Genomic DNA, 13,696 nt, shown 5'->3' with positions numbered 1-13,696 from the left:
CACCATGGACGCGGACGTCATCGTCGTCGGAGCGGGCCTCGCCGGGCTCGTCGCCGCCCATGAACTCACCAGCCGGGGCCGCCGGGTGGCCTTGGTCGACCAGGAGAACGCCGCCAACCTCGGCGGGCAGGCGTACTGGTCCTTCGGCGGCCTCTTCCTGGTCGACTCGCCCGAGCAGCGCCGCCTCGGCGTCAAGGACTCCTTCGACCTCGCCTGGTCCGACTGGCGGGGCAGCGCGCAGTTCGACCGGCTCGCCGACGAGGACGCCTGGGCGGTGCGCTGGGCCCGCGCCTACGTCGAGTTCGCGGCCGGCGAGAAGCGGTCCTGGCTCCGGGGACACGGCATCGACCTGCTGCCCACCGTCGGCTGGGCCGAACGCGGCGACCTGCGCGCGGACGGCCACGGCAACTCCGTGCCCCGCTTCCACATCGCCTGGGGCACCGGCACCGGCGTGGTCGAACCCTTCGTCCGCTACGCCCGGCAGGCCGCCCGGGACGGACTGCTGACCTTCCACCACCGCCACCGGGTCGACGCACTCCTCGTCGACGGCGGCACGGCACGCGGCGTGCGCGGCACGGTCCTCGCCCCGGACGACTCCCCGCGCGGCGTCGCCTCCGGCCGCGACCGCGCCGGCGACTTCGAACTGACCGCGCAGGCCGTCGTCGTGACCACCGGCGGCATCGGCGCCGACCACGACATCGTCCGCCGCCACTGGCCCGAGCGGCTCGGCACCCCGCCCGCCGCGATGGTCACCGGCGTGCCCTCCTACGTCGACGGCCGCATGCTCGACATCAGCGCCGCGGCCGGCGTCCGGCTCGTGAACCGCGACCGCATGTGGCACTACACCGAGGGCCTGCGCAACTGGGACCCGGTCTGGCCCGGCCACGGCATCCGCGTCCTGCCCGGCCCGTCCTCCATCTGGCTCGACGCCCTCGGCCGCCGCCTGCCCGACCCCTGCCTGCCCGGCTACGACACCCTCGGCACCCTCCGGTACCTGCGCACCACCCCGGACATCGCCGGGTACGACCACTCCTGGTTCGTCCTCACCCGGAAGATCATCGAGAAGGAGTTCGCGCTCTCCGGCTCCGAACAGAACCCGGACATCACCGCCCGGGACCGCAAGGCCGTCCTGCGCGACCGGGTGCTCGGCAAGGGCGCCCCGGCACCCGTGCGGGCCTTCCTCGACCAGGGCGAGGACTTCGTCACCGCGGACAGCCTGGAACGCCTGGTGGAGAAGATGAACGGCCTGACCGGCGAGCCGCTGCTGGACGCGGCCCGGATACGCCGCCAGATCGAGGCCCGCGACCTCCAGCTCGCCAACCCCTACAGCAAGGACGCCCAGATCCAGGGCATCCGCAACGCCCGCCGCTACCTCGGCGACCGGCTCGGCCGGGTCGCCGCCCCGCACCGCCTCCTCGACCCGGCCGCCGGCCCGCTCATCGGCGTCCGGCTGCACGTGCTGACCCGCAAGACCCTCGGCGGCATCCAGACCGACCTCGACTCCCGGGCCCTCGGCACCGACGGCACCCCGGTCGAGGGCCTGTACGCGGCGGGCGAGGTGGCCGGCTTCGGCGGCGGCGGCGTCCACGGCTACAACGCCCTGGAAGGCACCTTCCTCGGCGGCTGCCTGTTCTCCGGCCGGGCGGCGGGCCGGCACGCGGCCGCGCACACGGGCTGAACCTCAGTCGCGCAACAGCTCGGCCAGCACCCGCGCGTGGCTCTCCGCCGGCCGCTTCGACGCCGTCAGCAGCGTCACCTGCCCCGCGCGGGCCGCCGTGCGCAGCCTGTCCAGCGGGCCGGCGGCCTCCGGCGCGTCCAGCTCCGCCTCGTACCGGCGCCGGAACTCCTCGTAGGAGCCCTCGCCCGCGTGGTACCACTTGCGCAGCTCGGCCGAAGGCGTCAGCCCCTTGGGCCACTCGTCCACATGGACCTCGTCCTTGGCGAGGCCGCGCGGCCAGAGCCGGTCCACCAGCACACGCAGACCGTCGTCGGGCTCGGGCGGGTCGTAGATCCGGCGCACGCGCACGCTCACGGACACGGTTCCTTCCGGGTCGGGGACGGTCGTTGGAGCGTACTGCGCCGCGCGCCGCCGTCCCGGCGGCGACGCGGCCCGGCTCGGCCGGAAGGACGCGGCAGGACTTGACCGGAAGAAGAGGGAAGCCCGGCCGCCGGCCCGCCTACGCTGACGGCCAGTCGATCACCGGCCGCTTCCCGAGGAGCGCATGTGAGGCCCACGCGCAGACCACCCGCCCGCCGCCGTACCGCCGTCCTCGCCACCGTCCCCGTCGCCGTGGCCGCGCTCCTCGGCGCCACCGCCCCCGCCGCCCCGTGCGGCCCCGGCGCGCCGGGCGCGGGCGACCCGTACTTCCCGCTCAGCGGCAACGGCGGCTACGACGTGCGCCATTACGACCTGACCCTCCGCTACGAGCCCGCCTCCCGGCGCCTGGACGGCACCGCCGTCCTCACCGCCCGCGCCACCCGGCGGCTCACCCGCTTCGACCTCGACCTGACCGGCCTGAAGGTCACCCGGCTGACGGTCGACGGCGCGGCCGCCCGCTTCACCCGGGACGGACAGGAACTCGTCGTCACCCCCTCGCGCGCCCCCGCGCGGGGCCGGCTGTTCCGGGTCGCCGTCACCTACCACGGCACCCCGAAGCCGGTCACCGACCCCGACGGCTCGGCGGACGGCTGGATCCCCACCGACGACGGCGCCTTCGTCGCGGGCGAACCACAGGGCGCGATGACCTGGTTCCCGGCCGACGGCCACCCCCGGGACAAGGCGTCGTACGACTTCACGATCACCGTGCCGCGGGGTCTCACCGCCGTCGCCAACGGCGTCCCGCTGGGACGGCGCACCGCCCACGGGCACACCACCTTCCGCTGGCGCGAGACCCGGCCCATGGCCGCCTACCTGGCCACCGCCACCATCGGCGACTTCCAGGTGGAGCGGTACACCACCCGCGACGGCGTCCGGGTGTACAACGCCGTCGACCCCCGCGAGGCCCGCGCCGCCGCGCCCGTGCTGAAGAAGCTGCCGTCCGTGCTGGAGTGGGAGAGCCGGCTGTTCGGGCCCTACCCGTTCCGGGCCGCCGGCTCGATCGTCGACCACGCCCCGGACGCCGGCTACGCCCTGGAGACCCAGACCCGGCCGCTCTACGACTCCGCACCCGACCTCGCCACCCTCGTCCACGAGAGCGCCCACCAGTGGTTCGGCGACTCCGTCTCCCTGACCGCCTGGAAGGACATCTGGCTCAACGAGGGCTTCGCCACCTACGCCGAGTGGCTCTACAGCGAGCAGCACGGCGGCCCCAGCGCCCAGCGGACCTTCGACAGCCTCTACGCCCGCCCGGCGAGTGACGCACTGTGGGCCTATCCGCCCGGCGACCCGGGCGGCCCCGGGCACCTCTTCGGCACCCCCGTCTACGCCCGCGGCGCCATGGCCCTGCACGCGCTGCGGCGGGCCGTCGGCGACCCGGAGTTCTTCCGCGTCCTGCGCGCCTGGACGGCCGGACACCGCGACGGACACGGCACGACCGCCCAGTTCGCCAGGCTTGCCGAACAGAAGTCGGGGAAGCAGCTCAACGGGCTGTTCCGCACCTGGCTGTTCACGCCGGGCAAGCCGGACAGCACCGCCAACCCGCCTCTCTCCCCACGGCCTTCGGCCAGAGTCGACCCATGATCCCACGCAGAACCGCCGTAGCACTCCTCGCCTCCCCGCTGCTGTTCACCGGCTGCGGCGGCGCCGAGGCGACCGAGACCCGGACGCCGGCCCGCCGGCCGGCGGCCACCGCCCCCGGGGCGTCCACGGACCCGGCCCGGCGCCGCATACCCGGGCTCGGTCCCGAGCGGTCCGCGCGCATACCCGGGCGCTGCGCGCAGGCCGTCGTCGTCACCGGGCGCGGCGCGGACTCCCCGCTGTGCACGGTCGTCCTGCACCGGCGCACCGCCGCCGGCTGGCAGGCGGGCCCGGCCTGGCCCGGCCACAACGCGCTGCGCGGCTGGAGCGCCCACCACACGGCCGGCGACCTGCGCTCCCCGCTCGGCGTCTACACCCTCTCCGACGCCGGCGGCCTGCTCCCGGACCCCGGCAGCCGGCTCCCGTACCACCACTCCCGCGGCTTCCGCTCGCCCGGCACCGGCTTCGAGGGCGAGCCCCTGGAGGGCTCCTTCGACTACGTCGTCGCCGTCGACTACAACCGTGAGCCCGGCACCTCGCCGCTGGACTGGACCCGGCCGCTCGGCCCGGAGCGCGGCGGGGGAGTGTGGCTGCACGTCGACCACGGCGGCCCCACCCACGGCTGCGTCAGCATCGCCCGGACCCACATGAGGCAACTGCTGCGCGCCCTGGACCCGGCCCGGCACCCGGTCGTCGTCATGGGGGCCGCCGACTGGCTCGCCCGCTGAACCGGTCGCGGAGCCGCAGGCCGCCGGTCGCGGCAGGCGAGAGCAGTGCGCCGCCCGTCGCGGGCGGCGGGGCGGGTCGTGGTCCGTGCGCCGCCGGTCGCCTGCGGTGAGAGTCGTTCGCGGTTCGTACGCCGCCGGTCGCGGGCGGTGAGGGTACGCCGGCCGGGCCGGTGACCTGGGACGCGATCCGAAACAGGGCGGAGGGCCTGCATCCGGTTTCCGGCGCGCGCCGGGGGTACTCCGGTCGCGCACGCGCACCACAGGGAGGTCGGCCATGAGCACACCGGAAGACCTGCCGGTCGTGTCCACCCTCACCGAAGCGGCCCGCCTGGCGGAACGGCACCAGGGCCTGTACGTCCGCTGGTCCCGCGGGCCCGGCGCCGACCTGCACACCTCCTCCAGCACCGACGAGCTGACCGGCGTCGCCCTGCCCGGACTGTCCGCGAACCCGCTCGACGTGGCGGAGTGGTGGGGCGACCGGTCGGTGGAGCTGTGGGTGGCCCGCCGCCTCTACGACTACGCCCACCTGCCGCACGAGAAGGGACCCGGCGTGCGCCCCTGGGTGCTGCGCGGCCGGGAGACGGGCCGGGGCCCCGACAACGAGCCCCTCGTGGCCGACGTCGAGCCGCTGTGCTGGATCGCCGAGGACGTCATCGAGGCGGCCAGGGAGCAGGTGACCCGGCAGGAGCGGGACTGGGGCACCCTGCGCCGCAAGAGCGGCTGAGCCCCGGCGGGGGGCTCCCGCCGGGGCTCAGCCGCTCTTGCACCGGGTCCCCCCGGTCAGCCCGAGCGCTGCCGGGAGCGGGCCCGGCGCCGCAGGGCCTGGCGCTCCAGCTCGGTCGTCCCGCCCCAGACACCGATGATCTGGCCGCTGTCGAGCGCCCACCCCAGGCACTGCTCCCGGACCGGGCAGCGTCCGCACACCGCCTTCGCCTGCTGGGTCTGCACCTGTGCCGGCCCGGTGGTCCCGATCGGGAAGAACAGGTCGGGATCCTCGGTGCGGCACTCGGCATGGTCACGCCAGTTGTCCATCGGATGTCTCCTGGATCGGATCGGTGGAAGTCGTCCGTGCCCTGTCGCACGCGCTCCGTATGCGGTCTCACGGATTCGGGTGACCTCTCGCGCCGACGTGAAACGGCACAACCGGCGGCGGATCGGGCACCGGTCGCCTCCGGGGCACCCCGTCCAGCGGCCCGTCCAGCGGCCGTAGACGGTCAACAAGCAGGTCAGCGGGGGGTGCAGGGCGTTCGGGGGTCCGACCGGGCGCTCCTGTAGGGGAGTTCGGAAAGAGCATCCGAAATGGAGTCAGCGACGCAGTGCCCGGGCCGCGGTCGCGGTCACCGCGTCGGCCAGGGCCGCGAGGGCGGGCGAATCCAGCTTCCACTGCTGCCAGTAGAGCGTGACGTCCATGACCTCGCCGGGGGCGAACACGGCCAGCCGGCCCCGCTCCAGCAGCGGTCCGGCCTGTGCCTGCGGGACCATGCCCCAGCCGAGCCCCGCCGCGACCGCCGCCACGAACCCCTCCGAGGTGGGCACCTGGTGCCGGAGCGGTCCGGCCGAGGCGAGGCCGAGACGGCGCGCGAAGCCGTCCTGGAAGTCGTCCTTGCGGTCGAAGACCACGACGGGTGCCCGGGGCAGCGCCTCCGCCAGGGGCCGGCCGTCCAGCCGGGCGGCGATGAACTCCGGCGCGGCGACCGGCAGATACCGCATCCGGCCGAGCGGGCGGACCGCGCAGCCGGGCACCGGGTCGGGGGAGGAGGTCACCGCCGCCATCACCAGGCCCTCGCGCAGCAGCGCCGCCGTGTGGTCCTGGTCCTCCCGGTGCAGTTCGAAGCAGAGGCCGGGAACCCGGGTCAGGGCCGGCAGGAACCAGGTCGCCAGCGAGTCCGCGTTCACCGCGACCGACACCCGCGTCGGCTCCCCGCTGCCGTCCAGCCCCAGCTCGCCCCAGGCGTCCCGCTCCAGCCGGGCGAGCTGCCGGGCGAACCGCACCAGCACCGTGCCGGACTCCGTGGGCCGGACCGGTCTGGTGCGCTTCAGCAGGACCCGGCCGGTGCGCTGCTCCAGGGCCCTGATCCGCTGGCTGACCGCCGACGGCGTCACGTGCAGTGCGGCGGCCGCCGCGTCGAAGGTGCCCTCGTCCACCACGGCCAGCAGGGTGCGCACCTGCTCCGCCGGAAGGTCGCTCATCACATCTCCTAATGGTACGTAAAAATCTTTAGCTGTACTTGTGCGAGGCGTTTCCCTAGCGTCGACGGCATGCACTCCGCTCTGACCGCCGCTGCCGCCGGATTCGGCACCGGCCTCTCCCTGATCGTGGCCATCGGCGCCCAGAACGCCTTCGTCCTGCGGCAGGGGGTGCGCCGGGACGCCGTCCTCGCCGTGGTCGGCATCTGCGCCCTGTCCGACGCGCTCCTCATCGCACTCGGCGTCGGCGGGGTGGGCGCGGTGGTGGCGGCCTGGCCGGGCGCGGTCCGGGCGGTCGGGATCGTCGGCGGTGTCTTCCTGCTCTGCTACGGCGCCCTGGCCGCCCGCCGGGTCCTCAGGCCGGGACCCGGGCTGCGCACGGAGGGCGAGGGGGCCGGCTCGCGCCGCCGGGCGGTGCTCACCTGTCTGGCGATGACCTGGCTGAACCCGCACGTCTACCTGGACACCGTGTTCCTGCTGGGCTCGCTGGCGGCGGACCGGGGCCCGCTGCGCTGGACCTTCGGGCTCGGCGCCGCGCTCGCCAGCCTGTGCTGGTTCGCCGCCCTCGGCTTCGGCGCCCGGCTGCTCGGCCGGCACCTGGCCCGGCCGGGCGCCTGGCGGGTGCTGGACGGCCTGGTCGCCGCCACCATGCTGGTCCTGGGCGTGAGCCTGCTCGTCGGGTCCTGATCCGGCCCGTTCGGCCGGAACCGGGTCTTGCTGAGATAGTCGGGCTCCCGAAACCGAAAAGATGTAACGAGCAACCAGGACTTCCGTGAACACGAGCGAGAGCAGCAGCACCGGGACCGACAGCGGCGCGCCGGCGGCCGGGGAGCCGCCCCGGCGCGGCTGGCGGCGCTGGGCGATGGACACCCGTCCGCTGCGTATCCCCGCCTATCGGCGGCTGTGGTCGTCGACCATCGTCACGGCGGTCGGCAGCCAGCTCACCGCCGTCGCCGTACCCAAGCAGATCTACGACATCACCCACTCCTCGGCCTGGGTCGGCTACGCGAGCCTGGCCGGACTGGTGCCCATGGTCGCCTTCGCGCTGTGGGGCGGGGCGGTCGCCGACACCGTGGACCGGCGCAAGCTGCTGCTGGTCACCAACTGCGGCATCGCGGTGACCTCGCTGCTGTTCTGGGCGCACGCCGTCTCCGGTCTGGACTCGGTCGCCGTGCTCATGGTCCTGCTCGCGCTGCAACAGGCGTTCTTCGGGCTCAACGCGCCCGCCCGCAGCGCCTCCATAGCCCGGTTGGTCCCGGCCGGGCAACTGCCGGCCGCGGGCGCGCTCGGCTCGACGGTGATGCAGGTCGGCCTGGTGGCCGGCCCGATGCTCGCCGGCGCGCTGATCCCGGTGGTCGGGCTCCCGGAGCTGTATCTGATCGACGCGCTGGCGCTGTGCGCGACCGTCTGGGCCGTCTTCCGGCTGCCCGCCCTGCCGCCGCTCGGCGAGGTGGCCCGCCGGGCCGGGGTGCGGGAGATAGCGGCCGGTTTCCGGTACATCTCCCTGCACAAGGTGCTGCTGCTGTCGTTCCTCGCCGACATCGTCGCCATGGTGTTCGGCATGCCCCGCGCCCTGTTCCCGCAACTGGCCGCCGAGACGTACGGCTCCTACGGCGAGGGCCTCGCGCTCGGTGTGCTGTTCGCCGGCGTCCCCGTCGGCGCGGTGCTCGGCGGCCTGTTCTCGGGTGCCTTCTCCCGGGCCCGCCGGCACGGCTGGATGGTCATCGGCGCGGTCGTCGCCTGGGGCGCGGCCATCGCCGGCTCCGGGCTGAGCGGGAACCTGTGGGTCGCCGTGGTCTTCCTCGCCGCGGCCGGGGTCGCCGACATGGTGTCGATGGTGTTCCGCGGCGCCATCCTGCTGTCGGCCGCGACCGACGAGATGCGCGGCCGGATGCAGGGCGTGTTCACGGTGGTCGTCGCGGGCGGGCCACGGCTGGCCGACGTCCTGCACGGCACCATGGGCGCCGCGTTCGGCCCGCGCGCCGCGGTCGCGGGCGGCGGCGCCCTGGTCGTCGTGTCCATGCTGGCCCTGGCCGCCGCGTTCCCGGCGCTGCGCCGCTACCGGATCTGACCCCGCCGACAGGTCCTGACAGGTCCTGACAGGTCCTAGAGCGGGCCGCTGCGCCGGCGCATCGTGTACTGCTCCATCAGCTTCCCGCGGGTCGTCTCCAGCCGGTGGGCGAGGATCTCGGCCACCGTGCGCACCACCGAGAGCCCGAGCAGCGGATCCTCCACGCACAGCGCGAGGACCGACGGCCCGTCGAACTCGTAGGCCCGCACGTTGCTGAAGGCCACCGCCCCGAAGTCCCACTCGTACGGCGGGAACAGCCAGGACCAGCCGAGCAGGTCGCCCGCGCCGAGCGTGGCCACCGTCACCCGCTGCCGGGAGGTGACCTGCTGGTCCAGGTGGACCGCGCCCGAGCGGATCACCCAGAAGCGGTCGGCCGTGCCGCCCGGTTCGAAGATGCGGGTGTCCTCCGGGAAGGAGACCTCCTTGGCCACCTCCATGAGGCGTTCGCGCTGAGCCTGGGGGAGCGCGGTGAGCAGTTTGATGGCTTTGGTCATGGCGCGGGGCTCCTCGCCGGCGGCGGTTGACGGTCCTGCTGGTGTGCTTGAGCCCATTTCATCCGCTGCCGCCGCACCGGGCACCTCGAAGGAGGCGGTCCGGCGGCGGGGCGGCACCCGGCGCGCCGCCTTCCGGGCAGAAAAAAGCCCTGGCTGGACGGGGGAGGCCAGCCAGGGCCGTACGCGGTGACACGAGGAGCGGGGAAGGACGGCTCCGCGCCGCTCCGCGCATCACTATGAATGAACGATAAACCATCTGCTGTACCCGGGGGCAACCCCAAAGTGGGTCAAGTGACCTGTTTCACTCCGTCGTCCCGTACCGGACCGCCGCCCGGCCGGACGATCTCCTCCAGCACTCCCGCCACCGCCTCCAGTGCCCGTGCCCGGTCCGCCGCCTCCCGCGCGCCCTCGGGGTCGGTCGCTGCCAGCGCGCCGGCCCGCTCCCGCCAGGACCGCTCCTGCTCGCTCGCGTACTCCCGGCCGCGCCTGATCCGCCGCAACAACTCGTCCGCGTCCACCACATCCGTCATGACACGCGGGTACCCGCTCCGGCCCGGGTGATGACCGCCACACCGAGGGTGTTTGACACCGCCGCTGGGGGTGAGTCGAAAAGGAGGGAACAGGGCAACTCGGGCACCGCCCAAGGAGGAAGACATGCACGACAAGCACCGGACCGGTTCCTCCGTGACGCTGCCGGGCCCCCGCCGCAGGGTGCCGGGCCGGCCGGCCGAGGCCCGCAGGACCGTCGAGCGCGTGATCACCGAACGGTGCCGCGCCCGCGCTCTGCCGTGCCCGGCCCAGACCATGGCGGACGCCCTGCTGGTCACCTCGGAACTCACCACCAACGCCCTGCGCCACGGCGGCGGCATCACCGGCTTCGACGTGGACGTCGACTCCGACGGCGTCCGGGTCTCGGTCAGCGACCGCAGCGACGCGCTCCCCGTGGCCGCCGGCCGGCGCGACCGCACCCTGCCCGGCGGCCGTGGCTGGCCCCTCGTGTGCCGTCTGGCCAGGGACGTCCGGGTGGCGGAGCTGCCCCGCGGCGGCAAGCGCATCACGGCCGTCGTACCGCTGCGCTGAAGCGGTGCGGGAAGTTCCGTTCATCGCGTTTGCCCGTGTGGGCGGGGGGCAGACGGAGTCTCGTGCTTCGGACCGGAGGCGCGCGCCCAGCGGGGAGAGTACCGCTGCCTGGGCCCCTCCCGGCGGGCTCGGCGGCTCACCCGCGGCAACCCTGACACCACTGTTCGGGCCTGAACCCGGAACCGCTGTTCCGGCCGTGCCCTGAAACCACGTTCAGGAGCGATTCCGCATGCTGACCGACATGTCGACAAGCCGTCACGGCACCCCCACCGCCCCCACCACCGGGACGCCCGGCCGCCGGAACCATGACGACGCCCCCGACACCGCGGAGCTGTTCGCCCGGCTGGCGGAACTGGACGACGGCCCCGAGCGGGACGCCGTACGCGACCGGCTCGTCACCGCCTGGCTGCCCATGGCCCACCGGATCGCCGGCCGCTTCCGCGACCGCGGCGAGTCCGTCGAGGACCTGCGCCAGGTCGCCGCGCTGGGCCTGGTGAAGGCCATCGACCGGTTCGACCCGTCCCGCGGCGCCTTCGAGAGCTACGCCGTCCCGACGATCACCGGAGAGGTCAAGCGGCACTTCCGCGACCGGATGTGGGCCCTGCGGGTGCCGCGCCGGGTGCAGGAACTGCGCAACCGCGTCCGGGTCGCCCGGCGGGAACTCACCCAGAACCCCGGCAGCCCCGAACCCACCGTCGCCGACATCGCCGCCCACACCGGGCTCACCGAGGACGAGGTCACGGCCGGCATGGAGGCGCTGGAGAGCTTCAGCACCCTCTCGCTGGACGCCGAGCTGTCCGCCGGTGACGACGGCTACAGCCTCGCCGACACCCTCGGCGAGGCGGACACCTCCTACGACGTCGTGGTCGACCGCGAGGCCGCCAAGGAGGGACTGCGCCGGCTGCCCGAGCGCGAGCGGGCCATCCTCTACATGCGCTTCTTCGAGGACATGACCCAGAGCCGCATCGCCGACCGGCTCGGCATCTCCCAGATGCATGTCTCCCGGCTGATCAGCCGCAGCTGCGCCCGCGTCCGCGACGAGGCCCTCGGCGCCCGCCGGCCCGGCACCGCCGACCCGCGGTGAAGAGCACGGCCGGGCGGCGCACGCCCCCGGCCCGCCGGCCGCCGGTGGCCCTCACCGACGGCCCTCCCTCATGCCGGCCGGCGAGGAAGCTGTACTCGCCGGCGAGGAACCTACGCCGGCCGGCGCTACACCTGTCCCGGCCGGCGACGCAGCTCACCGGCCCGGCCGTGCCGGGCCGCCGGCCACACCGAGCGGACGCGCCAGGCCGGAGACCGCCTCGTCCAGCCGTTGCAGATGGCGCAGCACCCGGTCGGTCACCCGGCCGTAGCGCGGCGTGCGCAGGGTCCCCGGCTCCAGCATCGACGCGATGCTGGAGCCGCTCTCGATCTCCGTGGCGGCCCGCGGGTCCGCGACCCGCGCCGCGATCGCCTCGATGTTGTGCACGATCCGCCCGCACGCCCCGCGCAGCCGCGGGTCCGCCGCGATCGACGGATGCGTCGGCAGCAGCTCGGCCGTGGCCGCGAGCGAGCGCGCGTGGTACGCGCAGGTCTCCAGCAGCGCCACCACGTAGCGGGCCGTGTTCCGGCGCGACCGCAGCGGCGTGATCGGATGGGTCAGCGGCTGACTGGCCGCCCGCAGATCGGCCAGCGCCTGGTCCAGCTCGCGCGCCAGCTCCACCAGATCACCGCCCGCCCCGCCGCTCAGCTGGTCGACGGCGCCCCGCGTGACCTCGGCCAGCCGCTCCAGGACCGCCACCAGAAGCTCGTTGGTACGCCGGTCGGTGTGCACCGGCAGCACGATCGCCGCCGCGAACACCCCGCAGGCCGCGCCCAGCGCCGTCTCCTCCACCCGCAGCACCAGCACCGCCATGCTGTAGGTGTTCAGCAGTGTGTACAGCAGCCCCAGCATCGCCGTCACGAAGAACGACATCAGCGTGTACGACAGCGGCGCGGTGTAGAACATCGCGAAGATGAACAGCAGCACCAGCGCGAACGCCGTCCAGGTGTGGTGCCCGACCAGCCCGGCGAGCCCGATGCCGGCCACCACACCGAGCACCGTGCCCAGCAGCCGCCGGTAGCCCTTCACCAGGATCTCGCCCGTGGACGCGGTGTTGAGGAACACGATCCAGCAGGTCAGCACCGCCCAGTACCAGCGCTGGCTGGACAGCAGCTCACCGCCGGCGATGGCCAGCGAGGAGCCGACGGCCACCTGGACCGCGGCCCGGGTGGTGGGCCGTTGCAGACCGGCCGGTTCCGCCGCCGGCGGCTCGCTCTCCTCGCTGACCTCGATCGCGGCGTCCTCCGCGTCCAGCTCCTCGCGGGAGCGCGCGGTCGCCGGGCTGTCGTCGGAGTCGTCCTGCGGCCCCTCCAGGGCGAGCCGCAGACCCAGCGAGGCGCGGGCGGCCTCGCCGAGACCCCGGAAGACGTCCTGCACGGCCGGGGACGCCTGGGGCAGGTTCTCCTCCTCGCGGTAGCCGAGCAGCCGGTTGCGGACCTGGGCGAGCGCGGTGCCCGACACCTCGCCGGCCGGCCGCAGCATCAGCAGCCGCAGCGCCCACAGGTCCCGGCGCAGCGCCGCCGACGCCTCGTCCCGCACCGGCGGTTCGACCCCGGTGGGCACCGGGGCGCCCGGCAGGTGCAGGGTGAGGGTGTCGGTCCGCTCGGCGCTGCGCGCGGTGAGCAGCAGCAGACCGAGCCGCTCGGCCGCGATCTCGGCGTCCGCGACACGGCGCTGGAGCAGCCGGGCCCCCGCCGCGTCCGATGTGCCGTCCTCCAGCCGGCCCTGGATCATCAGCGCCGTCTCGTGCAGCCGCGCGGTCCGGGTGCGCAGCTCCTCCAGCACCTTCTCCATCTCCTCGGGCCCGGCGTCCAGCAGCTCGGCCTGGCTGGCCAGCAACTGGGCGAGCCGGGCGCGGAAGGCCCGCCGCAGCCGGTCCAGGGTGCCCGCGGCGGTCTGCGGCAGCAGCGCGAACCGGGCGGCCGCGCTGCTCGCGAACGCCACGCCGAGGACGCCGTACAGCGCGGGCAGCGTGGCCGCCGTCGCGCCGACGAACAGGGAGAGGAAGTAGATCTGGAACCCGATCAGGCCCAGCGCCGTGCCCCGGTCGCCGAACCGGCGGCCGTAGACGGCGCAGAAGATCAGGACGACGAAGAACAGGTCACCGACGACCACCCGCTGGTTGAGCAGCGCGCCCAGCGACACCGAGGCCAGCGCCACGGGCAGGCCGAGCGCGAGCGTGACCGCCTGCGGTCCGCGCTGCTTCTCCCGGATGGCGAAGGTGGCGACCATCGCCGCCATGGCCCCGGCGACGAGCTGGGGCACCGGGACGCGCAGCACGGCGAGCACGGCCAGCGCGAGGGCGATGGCGGTGACCGTGCGCAGCCCCGCGGTCAGCCGCAGCAGTCCGGGATCCGACGCCGCGAGCAGGTCCCACAT

General features: G+C 74.5%; 14 protein-coding genes. 8 read left to right on the top strand and 6 right to left on the bottom strand.

Annotated features, from left to right (window positions below; all coding sequences use genetic code 11):
• Nucleotides 1-4 precede the first annotated feature (4 nt).
• Complete coding sequence (locus tag ACH4OA_RS33230; protein WP_397973124.1) at nucleotides 5-1,678, top strand: FAD-binding dehydrogenase; 1,674 nt, start codon at nucleotides 5-7, stop codon at nucleotides 1,676-1,678.
• 3 nt (nucleotides 1,679-1,681) lie between these two features.
• Here the strand turns inward: ACH4OA_RS33230 and ACH4OA_RS33225 are convergent, their stop codons facing one another.
• Nucleotides 1,682-2,032 (bottom strand): DUF488 domain-containing protein, encoded by a 351-nt coding sequence (locus ACH4OA_RS33225; protein WP_397937582.1) that lies wholly within the window; start codon nucleotides 2,030-2,032, stop codon nucleotides 1,682-1,684.
• Nucleotides 2,033-2,224: 192 nt separating this feature from the next.
• On the opposite strand from ACH4OA_RS33225, the gene ACH4OA_RS33220 reads away from it, so the two are divergent.
• The 3 genes from ACH4OA_RS33220 to ACH4OA_RS33210 all read left to right on the top strand — a co-directional run bounded on the left by ACH4OA_RS33220 (nucleotide 2,225) and on the right by ACH4OA_RS33210 (nucleotide 5,128).
• On the top strand, nucleotides 2,225-3,679 hold the full coding sequence (locus tag ACH4OA_RS33220) for a M1 family metallopeptidase (protein ID WP_397937584.1): 1,455 nt from the start codon (nucleotides 2,225-2,227) through the stop codon (nucleotides 3,677-3,679).
• Nucleotides 3,676-4,404, top strand: a complete 729-nt coding sequence (locus ACH4OA_RS33215) for a L,D-transpeptidase family protein (protein ID WP_397973121.1) — start codon at nucleotides 3,676-3,678, stop codon at nucleotides 4,402-4,404. Before ACH4OA_RS33220 ends, ACH4OA_RS33215 begins: the two co-directional genes overlap by 4 nt.
• A 274-nt stretch (nucleotides 4,405-4,678) precedes the next feature.
• Nucleotides 4,679-5,128, top strand: coding sequence for a DUF6098 family protein (locus tag ACH4OA_RS33210; protein WP_365884406.1), 450 nt, complete (start codon nucleotides 4,679-4,681; stop codon nucleotides 5,126-5,128).
• Nucleotides 5,129-5,184: 56 nt separating this feature from the next.
• Here the strand turns inward: ACH4OA_RS33210 and ACH4OA_RS33205 are convergent, their stop codons facing one another.
• Nucleotides 5,185-5,436 (bottom strand): WhiB family transcriptional regulator, encoded by a 252-nt coding sequence (locus ACH4OA_RS33205; RefSeq protein ID WP_397937589.1) that lies wholly within the window; start codon nucleotides 5,434-5,436, stop codon nucleotides 5,185-5,187.
• A gap of 273 nt (nucleotides 5,437-5,709) precedes the next feature.
• Nucleotides 5,710-6,597: a LysR family transcriptional regulator ArgP gene (locus tag ACH4OA_RS33200; protein ID WP_365883673.1), complete on the bottom strand. Its 888-nt coding sequence runs from the start codon at nucleotides 6,595-6,597 to the stop codon at nucleotides 5,710-5,712.
• A gap of 66 nt (nucleotides 6,598-6,663) precedes the next feature.
• Here ACH4OA_RS33200 and ACH4OA_RS33195 point away from each other — a divergent pair, with 66 nt between their 5' ends.
• Both ACH4OA_RS33195 and ACH4OA_RS33190 read left to right on the top strand, forming a co-directional pair.
• Nucleotides 6,664-7,278 carry a LysE/ArgO family amino acid transporter gene (locus ACH4OA_RS33195; RefSeq protein ID WP_397973117.1) on the top strand — a complete coding sequence of 205 codons (615 nt, stop codon included), beginning with the start codon at nucleotides 6,664-6,666 and terminating at the stop codon, nucleotides 7,276-7,278.
• An 85-nt stretch (nucleotides 7,279-7,363) separates the two neighbouring features.
• Nucleotides 7,364-8,662 carry an MFS transporter gene (locus tag ACH4OA_RS33190; protein ID WP_397973114.1) on the top strand — a complete coding sequence of 433 codons (1,299 nt, stop codon included), beginning with the start codon at nucleotides 7,364-7,366 and terminating at the stop codon, nucleotides 8,660-8,662.
• Nucleotides 8,663-8,697: 35 nt separating this feature from the next.
• On the opposite strand, the gene ACH4OA_RS33185 is transcribed toward ACH4OA_RS33190, so the two are convergent.
• Both ACH4OA_RS33185 and ACH4OA_RS33180 read right to left on the bottom strand, forming a co-directional pair.
• On the bottom strand, nucleotides 8,698-9,156 hold the full coding sequence (locus tag ACH4OA_RS33185; protein ID WP_365883676.1) for a cyclic nucleotide-binding domain-containing protein: 459 nt from the start codon (nucleotides 9,154-9,156) through the stop codon (nucleotides 8,698-8,700).
• Nucleotides 9,157-9,443: 287 nt separating this feature from the next.
• Nucleotides 9,444-9,686, bottom strand: a complete 243-nt coding sequence (locus tag ACH4OA_RS33180) for a hypothetical protein (RefSeq protein WP_397937595.1) — start codon at nucleotides 9,684-9,686, stop codon at nucleotides 9,444-9,446.
• Nucleotides 9,687-9,810: 124 nt separating this feature from the next.
• Here ACH4OA_RS33180 and ACH4OA_RS33175 point away from each other — a divergent pair, with 124 nt between their 5' ends.
• Nucleotides 9,811-10,236, top strand: coding sequence for an ATP-binding protein (locus ACH4OA_RS33175; protein ID WP_397937597.1), 426 nt, complete (start codon nucleotides 9,811-9,813; stop codon nucleotides 10,234-10,236).
• A 229-nt stretch (nucleotides 10,237-10,465) separates the two neighbouring features.
• The gene (locus tag ACH4OA_RS33170; protein ID WP_365884331.1) at nucleotides 10,466-11,320 is read left to right on the top strand and encodes a SigB/SigF/SigG family RNA polymerase sigma factor; all 855 of its coding nucleotides are present in this window, start codon (nucleotides 10,466-10,468) and stop codon (nucleotides 11,318-11,320) included.
• 153 nt (nucleotides 11,321-11,473) lie between these two features.
• Here ACH4OA_RS33170 and ACH4OA_RS33165 read toward each other — a convergent pair whose 3' ends face one another.
• A complete protein-coding gene (locus tag ACH4OA_RS33165; protein ID WP_397973111.1) occupies nucleotides 11,474-13,696 on the bottom strand; it encodes an FUSC family protein in 2,223 nt (740 codons plus the stop codon).

The organism is Streptomyces sp. NPDC017095, assembly GCF_044332325.1.
GTDB lineage: Bacteria > Actinomycetota > Actinomycetes > Streptomycetales > Streptomycetaceae > Streptomyces.
Note: the sequence above shows the minus strand (reverse complement) of the source record. Positions and strands in the feature narration are given on the sequence as shown.

Coding starts and splice junctions, on each gene's coding strand:
- ACH4OA_RS33195 (WP_397973117.1), top strand. CDS start 6,664: ATGCACTCCGCTCTGACCGCCGCTGCCGCCGGATTCGGCACCGGCCTC.
- ACH4OA_RS33185 (WP_365883676.1), bottom strand. CDS start 9,156: ATGACCAAAGCCATCAAACTGCTCACCGCGCTCCCCCAGGCTCAGCGC.
- ACH4OA_RS33230 (WP_397973124.1), top strand. CDS start 5: ATGGACGCGGACGTCATCGTCGTCGGAGCGGGCCTCGCCGGGCTCGTC.
- ACH4OA_RS33165 (WP_397973111.1), bottom strand. CDS start 13,696: ATGTGGGACCTGCTCGCGGCGTCGGATCCCGGACTGCTGCGGCTGACC.
- ACH4OA_RS33180 (WP_397937595.1), bottom strand. CDS start 9,686: ATGACGGATGTGGTGGACGCGGACGAGTTGTTGCGGCGGATCAGGCGC.
- ACH4OA_RS33170 (WP_365884331.1), top strand. CDS start 10,466: ATGCTGACCGACATGTCGACAAGCCGTCACGGCACCCCCACCGCCCCC.
- ACH4OA_RS33210 (WP_365884406.1), top strand. CDS start 4,679: ATGAGCACACCGGAAGACCTGCCGGTCGTGTCCACCCTCACCGAAGCG.
- ACH4OA_RS33205 (WP_397937589.1), bottom strand. CDS start 5,436: ATGGACAACTGGCGTGACCATGCCGAGTGCCGCACCGAGGATCCCGAC.
- ACH4OA_RS33175 (WP_397937597.1), top strand. CDS start 9,811: ATGCACGACAAGCACCGGACCGGTTCCTCCGTGACGCTGCCGGGCCCC.
- ACH4OA_RS33215 (WP_397973121.1), top strand. CDS start 3,676: ATGATCCCACGCAGAACCGCCGTAGCACTCCTCGCCTCCCCGCTGCTG.